The sequence below is a fragment of the Ignavibacteriota bacterium genome, assembly GCA_016707525.1.
In the GTDB taxonomy this organism is placed as follows: Bacteria; Bacteroidota; Ignavibacteria; order UBA10030; family UBA6906; genus JAGDMK01.
In genome coordinates this window covers 445,137-461,200 of the sequence record JADJHP010000004.1, presented here as the reverse complement: position 1 = coordinate 461,200, position 16,064 = coordinate 445,137, and the positions used below count along the sequence as shown (strand labels likewise).

The 16,064-nt window shown below is 60.1% G+C and carries 13 protein-coding genes; 9 read left to right on the top strand and 4 right to left on the bottom strand.

Going from position 1 to position 16,064, the window contains the following annotated elements:
• Window positions 1–77: 77 nt before the first annotated feature.
• Complete coding sequence (gene icd, locus IPI01_09875) at window positions 78–1,331, bottom strand: NADP-dependent isocitrate dehydrogenase (protein MBK7258092.1); 1,254 nt, start codon at window positions 1,329–1,331, stop codon at window positions 78–80.
• Window positions 1,332–1,671: 340 nt separating this feature from the next.
• Here icd and IPI01_09870 point away from each other — a divergent pair, with 340 nt between their 5' ends.
• The 9 genes from IPI01_09870 (at window position 1,672) to IPI01_09830 (ending at window position 12,533) form a co-directional block, all read left to right on the top strand.
• On the top strand, window positions 1,672–2,454 hold the full coding sequence (locus IPI01_09870; GenBank protein MBK7258091.1) for a hypothetical protein: 783 nt from the start codon (window positions 1,672–1,674) through the stop codon (window positions 2,452–2,454).
• 9 nt (window positions 2,455–2,463) lie between these two features.
• Complete coding sequence (locus IPI01_09865; protein ID MBK7258090.1) at window positions 2,464–3,132, top strand: hypothetical protein; 669 nt, start codon at window positions 2,464–2,466, stop codon at window positions 3,130–3,132.
• Window positions 3,133–3,168: 36 nt separating this feature from the next.
• Window positions 3,169–4,296 (top strand): hypothetical protein, encoded by a 1,128-nt coding sequence (locus IPI01_09860; protein MBK7258089.1) that lies wholly within the window; start codon window positions 3,169–3,171, stop codon window positions 4,294–4,296.
• A gap of 11 nt (window positions 4,297–4,307) precedes the next feature.
• Entirely contained in the window at window positions 4,308–5,912 is a 1,605-nt protein-coding gene (locus IPI01_09855) for a hypothetical protein (GenBank protein MBK7258088.1), read from the top strand.
• A gap of 10 nt (window positions 5,913–5,922) precedes the next feature.
• On the top strand, window positions 5,923–7,248 hold the full coding sequence (locus IPI01_09850; protein MBK7258087.1) for a hypothetical protein: 1,326 nt from the start codon (window positions 5,923–5,925) through the stop codon (window positions 7,246–7,248).
• A gap of 80 nt (window positions 7,249–7,328) precedes the next feature.
• Window positions 7,329–8,510, top strand: coding sequence for a tetratricopeptide repeat protein (locus IPI01_09845; protein ID MBK7258086.1), 1,182 nt, complete (start codon window positions 7,329–7,331; stop codon window positions 8,508–8,510).
• An 8-nt stretch (window positions 8,511–8,518) separates the two neighbouring features.
• The gene (locus tag IPI01_09840; GenBank protein MBK7258085.1) at window positions 8,519–8,845 is read left to right on the top strand and encodes a DUF3467 domain-containing protein; all 327 of its coding nucleotides are present in this window, start codon (window positions 8,519–8,521) and stop codon (window positions 8,843–8,845) included.
• A 245-nt stretch (window positions 8,846–9,090) separates the two neighbouring features.
• Window positions 9,091–11,133, top strand: coding sequence for a hypothetical protein (locus tag IPI01_09835; protein MBK7258084.1), 2,043 nt, complete (start codon window positions 9,091–9,093; stop codon window positions 11,131–11,133).
• Complete coding sequence (locus IPI01_09830; GenBank protein MBK7258083.1) at window positions 11,130–12,533, top strand: hypothetical protein; 1,404 nt, start codon at window positions 11,130–11,132, stop codon at window positions 12,531–12,533. Before IPI01_09835 ends, IPI01_09830 begins: the two co-directional genes overlap by 4 nt.
• A gap of 100 nt (window positions 12,534–12,633) precedes the next feature.
• On the opposite strand, the gene hslU is transcribed toward IPI01_09830, so the two are convergent.
• The 3 genes from hslU to rpoN are packed head-to-tail and all read right to left on the bottom strand — an operon-like array spanning window position 12,634 to window position 16,064.
• Window positions 12,634–14,025, bottom strand: a complete 1,392-nt coding sequence (hslU, locus tag IPI01_09825; GenBank protein ID MBK7258082.1) for an ATP-dependent protease ATPase subunit HslU — start codon at window positions 14,023–14,025, stop codon at window positions 12,634–12,636.
• Window positions 14,026–14,054: 29 nt separating this feature from the next.
• The gene (gene hslV, locus IPI01_09820) at window positions 14,055–14,591 is read right to left on the bottom strand and encodes an ATP-dependent protease subunit HslV (GenBank protein ID MBK7258081.1); all 537 of its coding nucleotides are present in this window, start codon (window positions 14,589–14,591) and stop codon (window positions 14,055–14,057) included.
• A 12-nt stretch (window positions 14,592–14,603) separates the two neighbouring features.
• Entirely contained in the window at window positions 14,604–16,064 is a 1,461-nt protein-coding gene (gene rpoN / locus IPI01_09815) for an RNA polymerase factor sigma-54 (protein MBK7258080.1), read from the bottom strand.

Here is a 16,064-nt window from a genome sequence, read left to right as displayed (position 1 = left end):
TCTCAACGACTGGCTGCTAACGCAAAAACAATAAAAAAGGGGCCGGTAGTTCCACCGGCCCCCTGTTTCCCTGCCGTTTACATGTTCTTGACGACGGCCTTTCCGAATTCAGAGCACTTGACCTCCGTGGCTCCCTCCATCAGGCGGGCGAAGTCGTAGGTGACGACCTTCTGGGCGATGGTCTTTTCCAGCGAACGGATGATCAGATCCGCCGCTTCACTCCAACCCATATAGCGGAACATCATTTCGCCGCTCAGGATCACCGAACCCGGGTTCACCTTGTCCAGCCCGGCATACTTGGGCGCCGTCCCATGCGTCGCCTCGAACACCGCATGCCCGGTGTCATAATTGATGTTGCCGCCGGGGGCGATACCGATGCCACCAACCTGTGCCGCGAGGGCATCGGAGATGTAGTCGCCGTTCAGGTTGAGCGTTGCGATGACATCGTATTCCGCCGGGCGGGTCAGGATCTGCTGGAGGAACGCATCGGCAATGGCATCCTTGATCAGAAGCTTTCCTGCCGGCGGCTTGCCACCGCAATCGTCCCAGGAGACGGTCTGATCCGGGAACTCCCGCTTGGCAAGGGCATAGCCCCAGTCACGGAATCCACCTTCGGTGAACTTCATGATGTTCCCTTTGTGGATCAGCGTCAACGACTGACGCTTCTGGGCGAGCGCGTAGCGGATCGCCGCACGGACCAGCCGCTCGGTCCCTTCCTGCGAAACGGGCTTGATGCCGATGCTCGACGTTTCGGGGAATCGGATCTTGTTGACGCCCATTTCGCTCTGCAACCACTTCACGACCTTCTGTGCCTCAGGCGTTCCTGCCTTCCATTCGATTCCGGCGTAGATGTCTTCAGTGTTCTCACGGAAGATGACCATGTTCACCAGTTCGGGGCGCTTGACCGGGGAAGGGACCCCGGCGAAATACTGAACAGGGCGGAGGCAAACATACAGATCGAGCAACTGCCTCAGGGCGACATTGATGGAGCGGATACCGCCGCCAATGGGGGTCGTGAGGGGCCCCTTGATGCCGACAAGATATTCACGGATCGCCACGAGGGTGTCCTCATGCAACCATGTGTTCTCGCCGTAGACGACATTGGCCTTTTCCCCTGCAAATACCTCGAACCACTCGATCCTGCGCTTCCCGCCGTAGGCCTTCTGTACCGCTGCATCCAGGACCATCTGGGATGCTTTCCAGATATCCGGCCCGGTTCCGTCCCCCTCAATAAAGGGGATGATCGGGTCGTTCGGGACCTGTAAGGCTCCCTTGGACATGGTGATCTTGCTGCCCCGCGTGGGAGGGGTCAGCTTGGCATAGGTGGGCATGAGGCGCTTCTCCTGTGAGTTTTTCCGTGCACGTCACAGCAGAGTACGAAAAACGCTCAGGAAAGTCAATGTGACGTTCGTATGCGCAGGCGCGGCGTGCACCTACCTTGACATTGTCGGCCGACTTTGCGTTCTTGGTAAGGAATACGGCTTTTTTTGGGGGTCTCCACCCTGCCTGCGCGACGGTGCGATCCCCCGCGGTCCACCCGGCACCGATCACAACGATCTTTCGAGTTTGACCTACACTCGGACTTCTCCCGCGGCCCGACGGGTTTCGTGGGCGCATCTCCATAGTAGTTGCTGCGTCTTTTGGTGACACATTCTAGAAGGATGGGACCTCATGAAACAGATCCGATCACTGTTCTATTTTCTTGTTCTTGTTGTTGTTGGGGGGGCATACGTATGGGGTGCGCGGGCCTTCTACGAGTCGGCCACCTCCACGATCCCGCCCATCGAGCGGGCGGCCATGCTGATCCTTCCCTCCCTGGTGATCCTGATCTTCCTTGTCGGCTGGGCCGAGCGTTTCCTCCTCCGGAACGGGGCACTCATCAACATCCTGGGTTCCATCATCCTCATCATTCATGAGAAATCCCCGATCGGAAGATCGCTCACGAATCTGAAATTGTGGTACGCCCTCAGTAAACGCACCGAGGCCTCTCCCGAGGTCGCATATGGCAAAGATGCAGGGGAGTATCCCCCGGGATTTCTGGAATATACCAAGGGGTTGACCCCCCAGGAGCGGACGGAGTTCCTCGCAAAGAACCCGTTCTCACAATGGATGGTGGCTGACGTCGTCAAGCGTTACGAGAACAACGTGAACGGGTTCGCATATCTCGGTGCAGGCATCCTGATCTTCCTGATCGGGTTGCGCGGGCTTGGCATCATCGGACGGGAACACCCGCTCCCCATCGTGATCTCGCTCGAGATCGAATTCACGATCATCGGCGTGCTCGGTCTCCTGTTGTTCTATAAGCCCGAAGACAGCACGAAGATGTCCGTCAGCCTGGACGGCGCACTGCCGGCCGAAGAAATGAAGGCGCTTGCGACGGAGATCAAGACCATCCGCGAGGAGATCTCAGGAGACCGGACCGTCACCCTGCAGATCAGCCGGAAGAAGAACTGAGGCCCGGCCATGAAGCTCTCTCTCTATTTCATCTTCTATGTCGTGATGATCCTCGAACTGCTCATTTTCATCATGGAGCGGGACGAGGCGACCGATGTCCATAATGCCGATGTGCGGGAGATGCTGACCCTCTCGGATAGCCTCGCGAAGGAATTCAGCAAGGGCTTGACGATCAGTGTCCCCGAGACCACGACGGCGGCGATCTATGCAGGATCGGTGCGGAACGCGTTGAAACGCGCGGGTGATAGTGTTCATGTGGTCCTCGTACCGCTTGGCCTCTGGTCCGATGCCGAGCGCCATGAGGTTGCTCTTACCGTGTTTGATTCGACAGGGAAGGTCGTCGCGCAGGACTATCCCGGTATGAAACGTCCGGACAAGAATGCGGATCCCCGGTTCCGGTTGTCGGTGAACCGTGCCACGGGCGATGCCACCTTCAGCACGGTCTTTGATGCCGAGGGGAGCCATCGTTTCACCGCATGGTGCAGCGTGAAACGGAGTGTCCCCGGATACTATCCGGGCCTGGTCCGGGACAGCGTCATGGTCAAGTTGAAGAAGCTCCTCGGGGCAACGATGGAGGTCGAAACCCCGAAGGCCGTCCCATTCACGATCGTTGCAAAGGGTCAAGGCCAGCGCCTGCCGCCGTGTGAGTATTGCGGCCAGGGCCCCTACAGGCGGTGAGTTGTTCCGAATCCAGGTCCATACCAGAGCAGGATCATGAGAGTATCAACAGTGGTGTTCGCGGGCATGCTCGCGCTGGCGGGAGTTGCGGGTGCCCACGCGCAGGATGCGGCGGCTGCCAGAAGGCTTGGCATCGATTTCCCTCCGCAAAAACTCGGCGACCGGCAGATGCTGGTGGGCGAAGCACTCGTCGAATCAACCTCGGTGGCGACCTGGGTGCGCCCTTCGGTCTCCATCGAGATCTACGATCCGGGATTCACACGAAAGATCACGTCCGGGACCGCGGTCGTCAGTGGCCAGGGCTCGCGGCGCGTTGCGGTAACGTCGATCCGCTTTGACAGCGCCGGAACATTCGCCGTGGTCCGCAGGATCGATGGCGTCGGTGCGAACGATGGACTGAGACACCGGTACGGTTTCTACTGGCTCGTCACGGTCCGTTGGCCGGTCATTGCCAGCGAGCCGGACTCCACGTACTACTATGGCGAGAATGCATTCTTCTCCTTTGCCGCCGGCCACGCCGATCAACGCGGATATGCCTTCAGCGTCCTGAAGGATGGCGAAGCGGTCATTACCGGGGATGGCGCGGTCGTTCCCATCGAGAAACTCTGGCGTGGAAAGCTCAGCGGGCTCGGCGATTTTCAGGTCCGGGGTACCTACCACGGGGAGCCGTTCTCGTACGCCGATTCCACCGGAGACAATCCCCGCCCGAGTGTATGGAATGTACGCATCGAGGTCCCGCCCCAGCGGGAGCTTCTGACACTCTGGTGGGATTCCACGGAGTATGCGAAGAAGCAGGCCGCGGGGGCGCTCCGTCCACTCGACCTTTCTGAACAGTCTGCATTCCTCAGTCCGGTGCAGTTTCGTTTTGCGGCGAGCGGCCCGTTCTATGAAGGGCTCTATCTGATCCCCGCACGGATCAGCAGGGTGGAGATCGTGGCAACGCCGGCGGAATTCCTCCCGGCGGATCTTACCCGCGGCTGGCGGACGTTCGCGGAGTCACGCGGCCTGTGGCACGTGATCGAGCTGCGCCCCTCCGAACTGTTCCTTGAACGGACCCCCGCCGACGCGCCGGCTGAAGTGACCCTCCGTATGACGATCACCGATGAGTTCGGGCGGATCACACGGCGCACGTATAAGTCACTGGTGTATTCCTCGCGACAATGAAGGTGAATGCAATGAAGTCCGGAATAAGGTTCTGCGCGGTCCTGTGTGTCCTGGGTCTGGGAATCGCCAGTGCCACTGCAGGTGGGGACGATGATCTCCGGCGTGCGTTGATCCATGAACGCCAGATGTATGCGCTCATCGAGGAGAAGGTGGAGTTGGATCATGCGAACACCAATCTGTTCGGCACCTTCGATCTCTCCAGCAACGATTTTGGCGCACTGAGCGGAGATACACTCGTGGGGCCCGCCGGCGGGCGGATCGTCGTCCGGAGGGACTACTCCGTCGGCGGAAAGACCGGCACGAAGTCCGTCACCTACCGGTACCGGATCCTGTACCTGCCGGATACCGAAGACATGCCGCTCCAGGTGATCCGGATCAGTGAGTTCGTCACGGAACGGACCACGTCGAAGCTCTCGTTCGAAGGGGGCGAACGCGATACGACCGACACGATAGAATCGCTCCATGTCCTGACCCTCGAGGACATCCTTGCGCTCGAACAGGCCGACCGCAGGCCGAAGGCATCGTTCAAGGCCGAACTGGAGAAGATGATCCTGAACCTGGAACGCAAAGGGCGGACCGGGCCATTGCGCAGGAAGGAGAGCGGGATCCTGCCAGGGACTCCGGACTACATCCTCGCTGAGAGCAACCGGGATTATGCGCGCTATGCGCGCGTCAACGATCGGCATCCGTTCGCCGACCTGGACCGTGCGGAACGGCCGATCTCCATCGAGGCCACGTTCTCCAGTCTGACGGTGAGCCATAAACGACTCTACGTCGGTTCGGAGTCCATCGGCATTCACGGGTTCGGCCTCGAAGCCGGATTCGGCGACCGGGTCCTCAATCAGGTGGCCTTTCAATCGCCGGTCCTCACCTGGGGATTGCGGTTCCTGGTCTTCTTTAATGACGCACGGGGATCGCTGATCGATTCGAGCTTCTTCCTGGACATGAAGATCCTTGGCCGGACGCCTATGAACACGGCCGGATTGATCGACCGGTGGCGCCTGCACGTTGCTTCGCCGGTCATGAGTCTGGACCGCCCGAAAATGAATGTGACCTCGGGCGCCACATTCGAGATCGTCACCGGCTCGCCGTATAACCGGGTCCCGTATGTGACCTTCCTGTATTCCGGCGGCGCAAAAGACTACTCGTCTCCCTCGATCCGGCAGCAGCGCGGTGACTCGAGCATGGCCTTCTACTCCACGCGCCAATGGGAGGCCAGCCTCGCATTCCTCTGGAACGCCGATCGCGCCATGTACAACCGGTTCCGCCTCGATCTCGGGGCGGGGACCTATGACGTGCGCGAGGTGCTGTACCATGCGAGTGGTGCTTTCGCGGTGGATCTGCGCAGGCGCTCGATGAGTGAAGTGCAGCCCGTGATCCAGCTGCAATATACCCATGTATCCAACAGAGCACGCTTTGGTGCCCGCGTCCGGTTCTTTGACAACCGGTTGACGTTCACTCCCTGGTTCAAGGTCTTTGATAGCGGCCCGCATGAGATCCGTCTCGAATCCATCCTGATGCCCAAACCCGTCGGCCGGTCCATACGGGAATGGGAAGTGGAACACGGGAACCTGATCCAGATCCGCTATCGCTACGGCTTTGACAAGAATTCCTGAGAGGGCCCCTATGAAAGTGCTCCGCGTTATTCCATGCGTCCTTCTCGTCCTTGCCGCGGCGACCGCATCCGCCGGTGACCGTGGTGGAAAGTTGGATTCGATCTACCAGCAGTTGATCAAACACGATGCCTCCATGTTCCCGGCGGAGACGTGGTCGGTGACGGATGTCCGCGTCATCCGCGAGATCCTGTATCAGGTCCGGAACAGCGAACAGCTGTCGCATCAGCAAACCTCTCCTCTCCCATCGCTCGCCGAACGTGTGGAGGTCATCTGCCACAAGCGTCTCGGAGACAATGAGATCGAAGAACTGCATCTGTGTCATGGCGATGCGGGCAGGCGCGATACGCTGGTGCTCAAGGATCCGGTGCTCCTGCGCAACATCCTGGGTGATCAGCTCTACGTTGCTGTGAGATCGCTCCGTGGTACCGGCGAGGACCGGTTCGACAGGGACCTGGCGCGGATGACGGACCTGTATCTGAATCCGCTCCGCCCGACGCTCCTGCTCTGGTCCACCCAGCCGCGCAGTGCATCGACGTACTATGCGCTCTCGGGTTTCGGCCGGCTGGGGAATGATGCGTTGAACCTCCCGTTCTGGTTCCGCGGGACGATGATCGGCGGGCTTTCGCTGTCGCATATCGACAGGCCGTCAGCAGTGCGCGATCCGGATTTTTCGCATTACCGTGTGCGCGTCGGCATCGAAGAACCGATCAATTTCTCTGTGCCCCAGGGCCCGAACCCGCAGCGCGAAAACTCATTGTTCAAGGATCGCCGTCTCGAAGGGTCGGGCTCGGCGGTCTATCTGCAGGGGAGCTACTCGCCATGGACGCAGGTGCCATTCCTCGGGATCGACACGGCCGGGTTCATCCGCCTGAATGCTGAACTGAGCGTGGCGATCGAGGACAAAGACGCGTTCTCGCCGCGCCTCCCGGAGACCTTCTATTCTATCCGGAACTACGTCTCGCTCATGGCCGAGGTCCGGCGGCTGGGGATCTTCAATATCGGCGCGGGGTTGACCTGGCACGATATCCATCATTTTTCACGAGATCCGGTGGATAATCACGCATCGAGGATCGACCCGACCCAGAACAATGTCCTGGCAGCCCTGGAATTCGGCATTGCCGAGGATGGGGGAGTCCTTCAATACGACATCAAAGCCGGGATCCATTTCAATCTGAATGATGGTTACGGATATCTGATGGTGAAGCCGGTCCTTATGATCAGTAACATCATCGGGATCGAAGTGACCTATTTCAAGGCGATCAGGTCATCGCAGCTACCGGGATGGCATTACGACTCCTATCTGTCGTTCGCGCCGGTCTTGCGGATCAACCTTTAATCGGCAAAGTTGCTTTTTTCGTGTGTTTTGCATAAATTTCTACTCTACAGATGACGTCCAATCTTTGAGCAGGAGCAACCATGAATCGGTATCTCTCGTTTTTTGTGGCGGTCCTCGCCATGATCTATGTCTCCACCACCGCCTTCCAGTGCGGTTCGGCAGAGACCACGAGTGCCAAGCTGTACATGCAGCAGAAACAATATGACAAGGCTGAAGCGAGCCTGGTCAAGGAAGTGACCAAGAACGAGCGGAATGCAGAAGCATGGTTCCTCCTCGGACAGGTCCGCCTGGAGATGAAGAAGTATCATGAAATGAACGAGGCCTATACCCGGGCACTCGCGATCGATACGACCCACAAGGCCGACATCAACCGGAACCGCCTCGCGGTCTGGGCCATGATGTACAATGACGGCGTTGGACTGTACAATAAGGGCCGTGACACAGCAGCATATTATGATCAGGCACTGCAGAAGTTCTCGACGGCGATCGAGATGCAGCCCGATAGCTCCGCCACCTACTATGTGCGTGCGCTCGGCTATTATGCGAAGCAGGATATGAAGGCCGCGGCAGCCGATCTCGAGATGACCCTGAAGTTGAATCCGGGTTCCGAAGACGCAGCACGCCTCCTGGGCCAAATCCATTACAACCGGTCCATCGAGCGCCTCCAGGCGAAGGATGAAGCCGCTGCCAATGCCGAAATGGCGCTGGCGGTTCAGGCGTTCGAAGCAGCGTATGCCGCGAATCCGGGCAGCGCCGACAATATCACGAACCTGATCGACGTGTACGAACGTACGAAGGCGTCGGACAAGGCGATGAAGCTGACCCGCACAGCAGTGGAACAGGACCCGAGGAACAAGGTATTCCGCTATGCCTACGGCGTGTTCCTCCTGAAGCAGGAACAGTATCCTGAGGCGATCGCGCAGTTCGAGAAGGCCGTCGAGATCGATCCGAACTACATCGATGCGGTCTACAACCTCGGCGTCTCCCACCTGAATTGGGGCGTAAGCCTGAAGGCTGAGTCCGACAAGAAGGTTGAAGAAGAGCGTGCCAAGAGCAAGAACAAAGGCAAGGAAGTGAAAGAGGACCTCACGTATCGCGAGCAGTTCAAGCTGGCCCTGCCGTTCCTCGAGAAGGCCGCCATGACCCGCGACGACGATGCAGCCCTCTGGCAGCAGCTCGGCAAGCTCTACCTGAACCTGAACATGAAGGACAAGGCACAGGACGCGTTCGCGAAGTACGACAAGCTCACCAAGGGAAAATAAGGCACCCGATGAACGACCCCGTGCAGACCGGTCAGCAGATCAACATCGAACTCGGCGAAAAAGAAGCCGAGGGGATCTATTCGAACCTCGCGATCATTACGCATTCTCCCGCGGAGTTCGTGATCGACTTCACCCGCGTCCTGCCCGGTGTTCCCAAAGCCCGGGTCCATGCCCGCGTGATCATGACCGCACAGCATGCCAAACTTCTGCTGCGCGCACTTGAGGATAATATCAGCAAGTACGAACTGAAGTTCGGCGAGGTCAAGATCCATGGCGAAGGCGGGCCGGGATTGTCGTTCCAGCCGATGATGCCTCCCGACGAAAAGGTACACTGATCGGTGACAGGGGCCCCGCCACAAGCGGGGCCCCGCTGTCTTTTGTAGAATCGATTGTCCTTTTTACCCACTCCGCTGTTTTCCTCGAAGTTGTGGTCCCTGTCGCATCCTGCTAATCGCTGTGCTATCAACGTGTTATGCGCGCACGTGACCGCTGGCACGTATGTCTCCTCCGTGGCACCTGCTTTGTACCTCTCCCTTCGGCAACAGTCAACCGAACGGACAGTGAGAAGGCAGGGCACCACATGAACCACCCAACCACCCTCGTACACCTGGCGCGCATCACCGCCATCGGTCTCGCACTCGGCGCATTCCAATGCATCAACAAGCCGATGGAACCGGTGATGCCCAACTGGGACGTCGACCTGGCAGCACCGGTCGCCAACAGAACCTATACACTCGGTGAACTCGTTGAGAAGGACACCACACTTCTCACCGTGAGTCCCGGCGGTACACAATTGATGTTGAAGACCTCGGTGAAGTCCGATCCGACCCTCGTAGGGGACCGCATCTCACTCGATGGCTTCAATACGTCATTCTCGTCGACCCTCGGAGCGTTCTCCGTAGAAGGCGGCCAGATGCGTCTGAACGTCAGCATCCCGGGGTTCGTCTCCGGACAGCAGACGATCATTCCGCCGATCCCGGCAACCGACATCCCGGCAGCCTCCGGTGACCTTCCGGTCATCGAGAGCGTCTTCCTGGAGAGCGGGACCGTGTCGCTCCGCATCCAGAACCGGATGCCTGTGGCGATGCGCATTGAAAGCCCGATCGTTGCCCGCAATGAAGGCGGCGCCGCGATCGCAACCTTTGATTTCGGTACGTCGCTGATCGCCTCGGGCGACAGCCGGACGGCCACGACAAGCGTGGCAGGGAAAGCGGTGCAGAAGAGGATCCGCCTGGAGAGCATCAGGATCTCCAGCCCGGGCAGTGGGCTCTCCTCCGTGACGATCCCGGACACGATGCTCCTTGCCGAGATCACCCCTGCATCGCTGGTGGCGACCAGTGCGACCGTGACGAATCTCGCGCCCCAGCACTTGTCCGTTTCGCAAGAAGTCCCGCTGACAGGTGAATCGCTCGTCCGCGACGTGTGGATCAACCGCGGCACCCTCAGCATGCGCTTCGTGAGCAGCGTCGACCTGCAGACCTCGTTGCGTCTGCGTCTGCCGGAATTGCTGCGCCCGAATGGGTCGGCATTCGATCAGGTGCTGATCATCGCTCCCCGGGATTCCGCACTGTTGAACGTCGACCTTGCCCGCTACCGGCTGCATTCACAGACCGGCGGGTTCCTGCGTTCCCTGCGCGCCGAGTGCACCGCCGATATCGCGCCCGCCTCCGGCAGCGCGGTCACGGTGCGGTCCACCGACAATATCTCTGCGCGCATCACCAGTACACAGGTCGTGGCAGACAGTGCCGTTGCCGCGATCCAGCCAACGGTCATCGCGATCGACGAAACGATCGGCCTGGATCTCGGCGAGATCAGCAGCAAGTTCCGCGGGAAGATCAACATCCCGGCAGCCACCATGGTCTTCACGCCACGCACGTCCATCAATGTCCCGATGGAACTCAACCTCCGGTTCGAAGCGCGCGACACGAAGGGCGCGGTCTCCTCACTGGAAGTGCCTGTCACAAAGGGCACGCTGGGCGCCAGCCCGATCACCTTTGCGGCAGGGGACGTCGGCGCATTCATGAGCTCCCTCACCGGTATGCTGCCCGATTCCCTGCGCGTGGTCGGCAGTATCGTGATCAATCCGGACTATGACACGACGGTGGCGACCGCCATCGGGCGTAACTGCGCGTTCGCCGCCGATGTGGATGTCGCCGTGCCGATGAGCCTGAGCATCACCGGTGGCGCATTCTCCGACACGCTCGTGCTGGGCGACACGACCGGCGACGGCAATGCGGACAAGCGGATCGATGAGAAGACGCTTGCCGAGATGAACTCCGGGCAGCTCCATGTGGAGATCGACAACGGCACACCGCTGGCCCTGAAGGTGAAGTTCGGCCTCATGGACCGCCTGCGGAAGACCCTGCTCCTCGTCCCGCAGACCGAAGGCGATTCGATCGCGATCAATGGTGGCGTGGTGATGAATGGCGACGTGTATGCGTCGAGCCGGTCGACCTTCACCATCAATCTGTCGAATATCGATATCCGTCAGTTCAACGTGGCCGACCTGGTCAAGGTGGACCTTGCCCTCGGTACCTCCGGCACCAGTGCCGTGAACTTCAGGACCACAGACAAAGTGCATGTCCGCGTGTGGACGCAATTCTCGTACAGGGTGAACCCATGAAAACCAAGGCCATCGTACTCGGTATCACGATCGCGGCTCTCGCCGCAAGCGTAAACACAACGGTGGTCGCAGGTGGCGAGCGGACGAATATTCAGGGCGTGGGCATGGCCCGTACCTTCGTGGCGCACTCCCGCGGACTGGATGCCGTGGGTATCAACCCGGCCAACCTGGCCGCGGAGGATGGCGGCCGTGTGACCTTCGGCCTCATGCCGATCGGGATCCATCTCGGCAGCGATTTCCTGAGCTACGGCCTCTATTCGAAGTACTTCACGGGGCAGGATGGCAGCAGCGGGCGGGTCAGCAAGCATCTGACCGATGCGGACAAGCAGGATATCCTTGCGGCGTTCCATGAGGGTGTTGGCCGCGTCTCGGCACATCTGGAAGTGCGCCCGATCGGCCTCTCGGTCCGCCTCACCGAACATAGCCGGATCGCCCTCACCATGACGGAATACGTGATGGTGAATGCGATGATCCCGCACGACTATCTCGAGTTCCTGTTCTACGGCAACACGCCGGGGTCACTGTATGATTTCGGCAAGACGTCAGCAGAGGCCTACTGGCTGCGCGAGTATGCGCTTTCGTTCGGCACGAACCTGCCGGCGCCATCCTTCCTGAACAGTCTGTCTGCAGGGGCTGCCGTGAAGATGGTGCATGGATTCGGATACTTCCAGGTCGACAGGTTCAATACCTCCATGCTGACCGGCACGGATGGCATCCTGCACGGGTCGGTGGATGTGCACGGCCGTGCCTCCGGGATCGATCCCCTTACCGGTGCGGAGAACGCCAATTTCCAACCGTTCCCTGCTCCCGCGGGATCCGGTCTGGCCTTCGACCTGGGTGTCGCATCGGATGTGAACGAGTATCTGTGTGTGGGCATGAGCGTGACGGATATTGGATCCGTGGAGTGGCGGTCGAATGTTGAGGAACTGGTGGGCAGCGGACAGCTTGAAGTGACGGACCCCTTGAGCCAGGCGCAGCGCGATTCCATCGAGAATGCGGTGACGGGCGAGCATCATCCGGGCACATCCTTCTCGACAGCTCTCCCCACGACGTTCCGCCTCGGTGCCGCGGTGGAACTCCACAAAGTACCGTTCCTCAAGAGCATCCTGTGGGGCGAGTGGACGTTCGCGTGCGACTACAATCAGGGGCTCGTGGACGGTGCCGGCATCTCGACGTCCGGCCGCTTCTCGATGGGTCTTGAATTCCGTCCGTGGGGCTTCCTGCCGCTCCGCACGGGTGCATCGTTCGGCGGGGTGGACCATTTCAACTTCGCGCTCGGTTTCGGCCTGCACTTCGGTGTGTTCGACCTGGACCTTGCATCGGAACATCTGAACTTCCTGTTGCAGGAGGAATCGCTGTCGCACGGCTCGGTGGCCATGGGCATGCGTATCCGTATCTGAAAGGTGTGGTGTGGTGCGTGGAAGTGCAGGGACGGCGGGTGGCCGTCTCTGCCTGCTGCCCGCGGCCCCGTCTGGTGGTGCAGACGGGGCCGTTTTGTTTCTACAGGATGAACTTCGAGAGGTCGCGGTCCCGCACGATCGACGAGAGCCGCGATACGACGCGTTCATGGTCGATCACGATCGTTGCCGAGGGGATCTCGTCCGGCGCCAGATAGAGCGCATCCTCCAGGAGCGTGGTAAGGATCGTGTGGAGCCGGCGCGCGCCGATGTTCTCGACCTGCTCGTTCACCTCCGTGGCGATCCGTGCGATCTCCCGTATGCCGTCCTCCTGGAATTCCAGCGTGACACCCTCGGTGGCAAGCAGGGCGCTGTACTGCTTCAGCAACGCGTTCTGCGGGAGTGTCAGGATCTTGACGAAGTCCTCTTCGGTCAGACTGTTCAGCTCCACACGAATGGGAAAGCGGCCCTGCAGTTCCGGGATCAGATCCGAAGGCTTGGAAACGTGGAACGCACCGGAGGCGATGAAGAGGACGTGGTCGGTCTTCACCATCCCGTACTTCGTCATCACATTGGAACCTTCGACGATCGGGAGGAGGTCGCGCTGGACGCCCTCGCGCGAGACGTCCGGGCCGCCCCCGGGGCTTTTGGTCCCCGCGATCTTGTCGATCTCATCGAGGAACACGATCCCGGAATTCTCCACGCGCTGCACTGCCTCGCGGATGGCCGCATCCTGATCGATGAGCTTTGCTGCCTCCTCGTTCGTGAGGAGCGTGCGGGCTTCTCCCACGGAGACCTTGCGGCGCTTCATCTTCTTCGGGAACATGCTCCCGAAAAGGTCCTGGATGTTCACGCCCATCTCTTCCATGTTCGTCGGACCAACGACCTGCATCAGGGGCCCATCGCTCGCCGGAAGGTCGATCTCCACCATCCGGCCATCGAGCTCGCCGGCCCGGAGGCGCTGGCGAAATTTCTCGCGCGTGGCATTGGTCTCGTCGACAGGTGCCTGGACCGGTTCCGGCTCGGGAGCGGGGGAGGGGGAGGGACGCTTGCGTGGAGCGGGGATGAGGATATCCAGTACCCGATCTTCAGCCATTTCCCGGGCCTTTTCTTCAACGCCCTTCTTGTGCTCGGCCTTCACCATCGTCACGGCGAATTCCGTCAGGTCGCGGATGATGGATTCCACATCACGGCCGACATAGCCGACCTCGGTGAATTTGGACGCTTCCACCTTGATGAATGGCGCGTTGGCCAGCCGTGCCAGACGTCGGGCGATCTCCGTCTTGCCCACACCGGTCGGGCCGATCAGGATGATGTTGTTCGGCATGATCTCTTCGCGGAGCCCGGGCGCGACCTGGAGCCGGCGCCAGCGGTTGCGGAGGGCGATCGCCACCGACCGTTTGGCGGCATCCTGGCCGATGATATACGCGTCGAGTTCTCGAACGATCTCACGCGGCGTGAGTTCCGAACGGGGTGCAGCAGGGGATGATGTCATGGGCTCTCGGGGACGGATGTCCCGGTGACTTACAGCTCTTCGATGACGATATTCGTGTTCGTATAGATGCAGATGCCTGCGGCGGTGCGGAGGGACTCCTCCACGATCTCGCGCGTGGAGAGGCTGGAGTGCTTGACGAGCATACGGGCGGCGGCGAGGGCGAAACTGCCGCCGGAGCCGATCGCCACGATGCCGTCGTCGGGTTCAATGACCTCGCCGGAACCGGAGATGATGAGGGAGGACTTCCCGTCGAGGACCGCCAGGAGGGCTTCGAGCTGGCGGAGGTATTTGTCCGTGCGCCATTCCCGTGCGAGTTCCACTGCAGCGCGCTCCAGGTTGCCGCGGTGCTTCTCCAGATGGTCCTCGAACTTTCCGAAAAGCGTGAACGCGTCGGCGGCAGCACCGGCGAATCCGCCGATGACCTTGCCGTTGTATAACCGGCGTACCTTCCGGGCGGTATGCTTCATCACCGTCTGTCCGAGCGTGACCTGGCCGTCGGCACCGATCACGGTCACCCCGTTATGGGTGAGGCCGAGAACGGTCGTGGCATGGATGGTGTTCGTCACGGTGCGTGCCTGTCAGGTGAGCTTGCGGCGGAGACGGGCCACAGGAATGAGCATCGCTTCGCGGTACTTGGCCACCGTCCGGCGTGCGATGTTCAGCCCTTCGGTGTTGAGCATCTCCGCGAGTTTGTGGTCGCTCAGCGGATGGAGGGGATCCTCTGCGTCGATGAGCGTCTTGAGTTTCTTCTTCACTTCCTTGTTGGAGATCTCATCGCCATCGGTCGTGCTGATGGAATCGCTGAAGAAATGGCGCAGGGAGAAGACCCCGTAATCGGTCTGGACGTACTTGCTGTTCACGACGCGGCTGATCGTGGAGATGTCCATGCTGATCACTTCGGCGATGTCCTTGTAGATCATCGGACGCAAGCCTTCGCCGGTGTCGAAGTATTCATGCTGCTTTTCGACGATCGTGCGCATGACCTTGAGCATGGTCTCGCGGCGCTGGTGGATGGAACTGATGAACCACTTGGCGGCCTCGAAACGCTGCCGGATGAAGTCCTTCGCCTCGGTCGACACCCCGTTCTTCTTCCGCTTGGACATCAGGTCCTTGTACGCCTTGTTGATCCGCAGCGGGGGGATGTTCCGGTCGTTGAGGGAGATGACGAAGTCCGTTTCGGTCTTGGTCACCAGGAAATCCGGGACGATATAGTTCTCGTGGGCACTGAACTCGCCTTCGCCGGGCTTCGGATTCAGGTGCTGGATGAGCTCGATCACCTGCTTGAGGTCGTCCAGGGTGATCGCGAGCTTCTTGGCGAGCTCTTCGAAATGCCGCATCGTGAAATCATCGTAGAACTCGGTGAGGAGACGTGTGGCAAGGGTCTTGACCGCCGGTTCCAGGGGTGTGACCTCCAGCTGGACCAGGAGGCATTCCTGCAGGGAGCGCGCCGCGATCCCGACGGGGTCCATGTGCTGGATCTTCCGGAGGACCTGCTCGCCCTTCTCCACCGTGATCGCGGTGCTGTTCGTGAGATTCACGTCCTGCACGATCGTGACAAGGTCGCGGCGGAGGTAACCGTCCTCGTCCACATTCCCGATGATCTCCTGCCCAACCAGGATCTCGTCATCGTCCAGGTCGAGCAGGCTGAACTGCTCGAGCAAACGGTGGGAGAGCGAGACCGAATCCGCGATCGGGAGTTCTTCTTTCTCTTCACTGTCGAACGGCTCCCGGGCCTTGTACCCGTGGAGATCGTCGTTCATGTAGTCTTCAATGGAGTACTTCTCGTCCTCCTCGGCGTGACTCTCTTCCACCTTTTCGGGAGGGGTCTCTTCGACGGGCTCTTCCTTCTCCGGCTCATCCTGCTCCGTCTGGGCCTCGAGTTCCTCTTCGTACCCCTCTTCCAGGAGGGGGTTCATCTCCAGTTCGGCCTTGATCTTCTGTTCAAGAGCAAGGGTGGGGAGCTGCAGCATCTTCAGGTACTGGACCTGCTGAGGCGACAGCTTCATCATCATCTTATGCTGGAGTGAAATGTTCAGCAT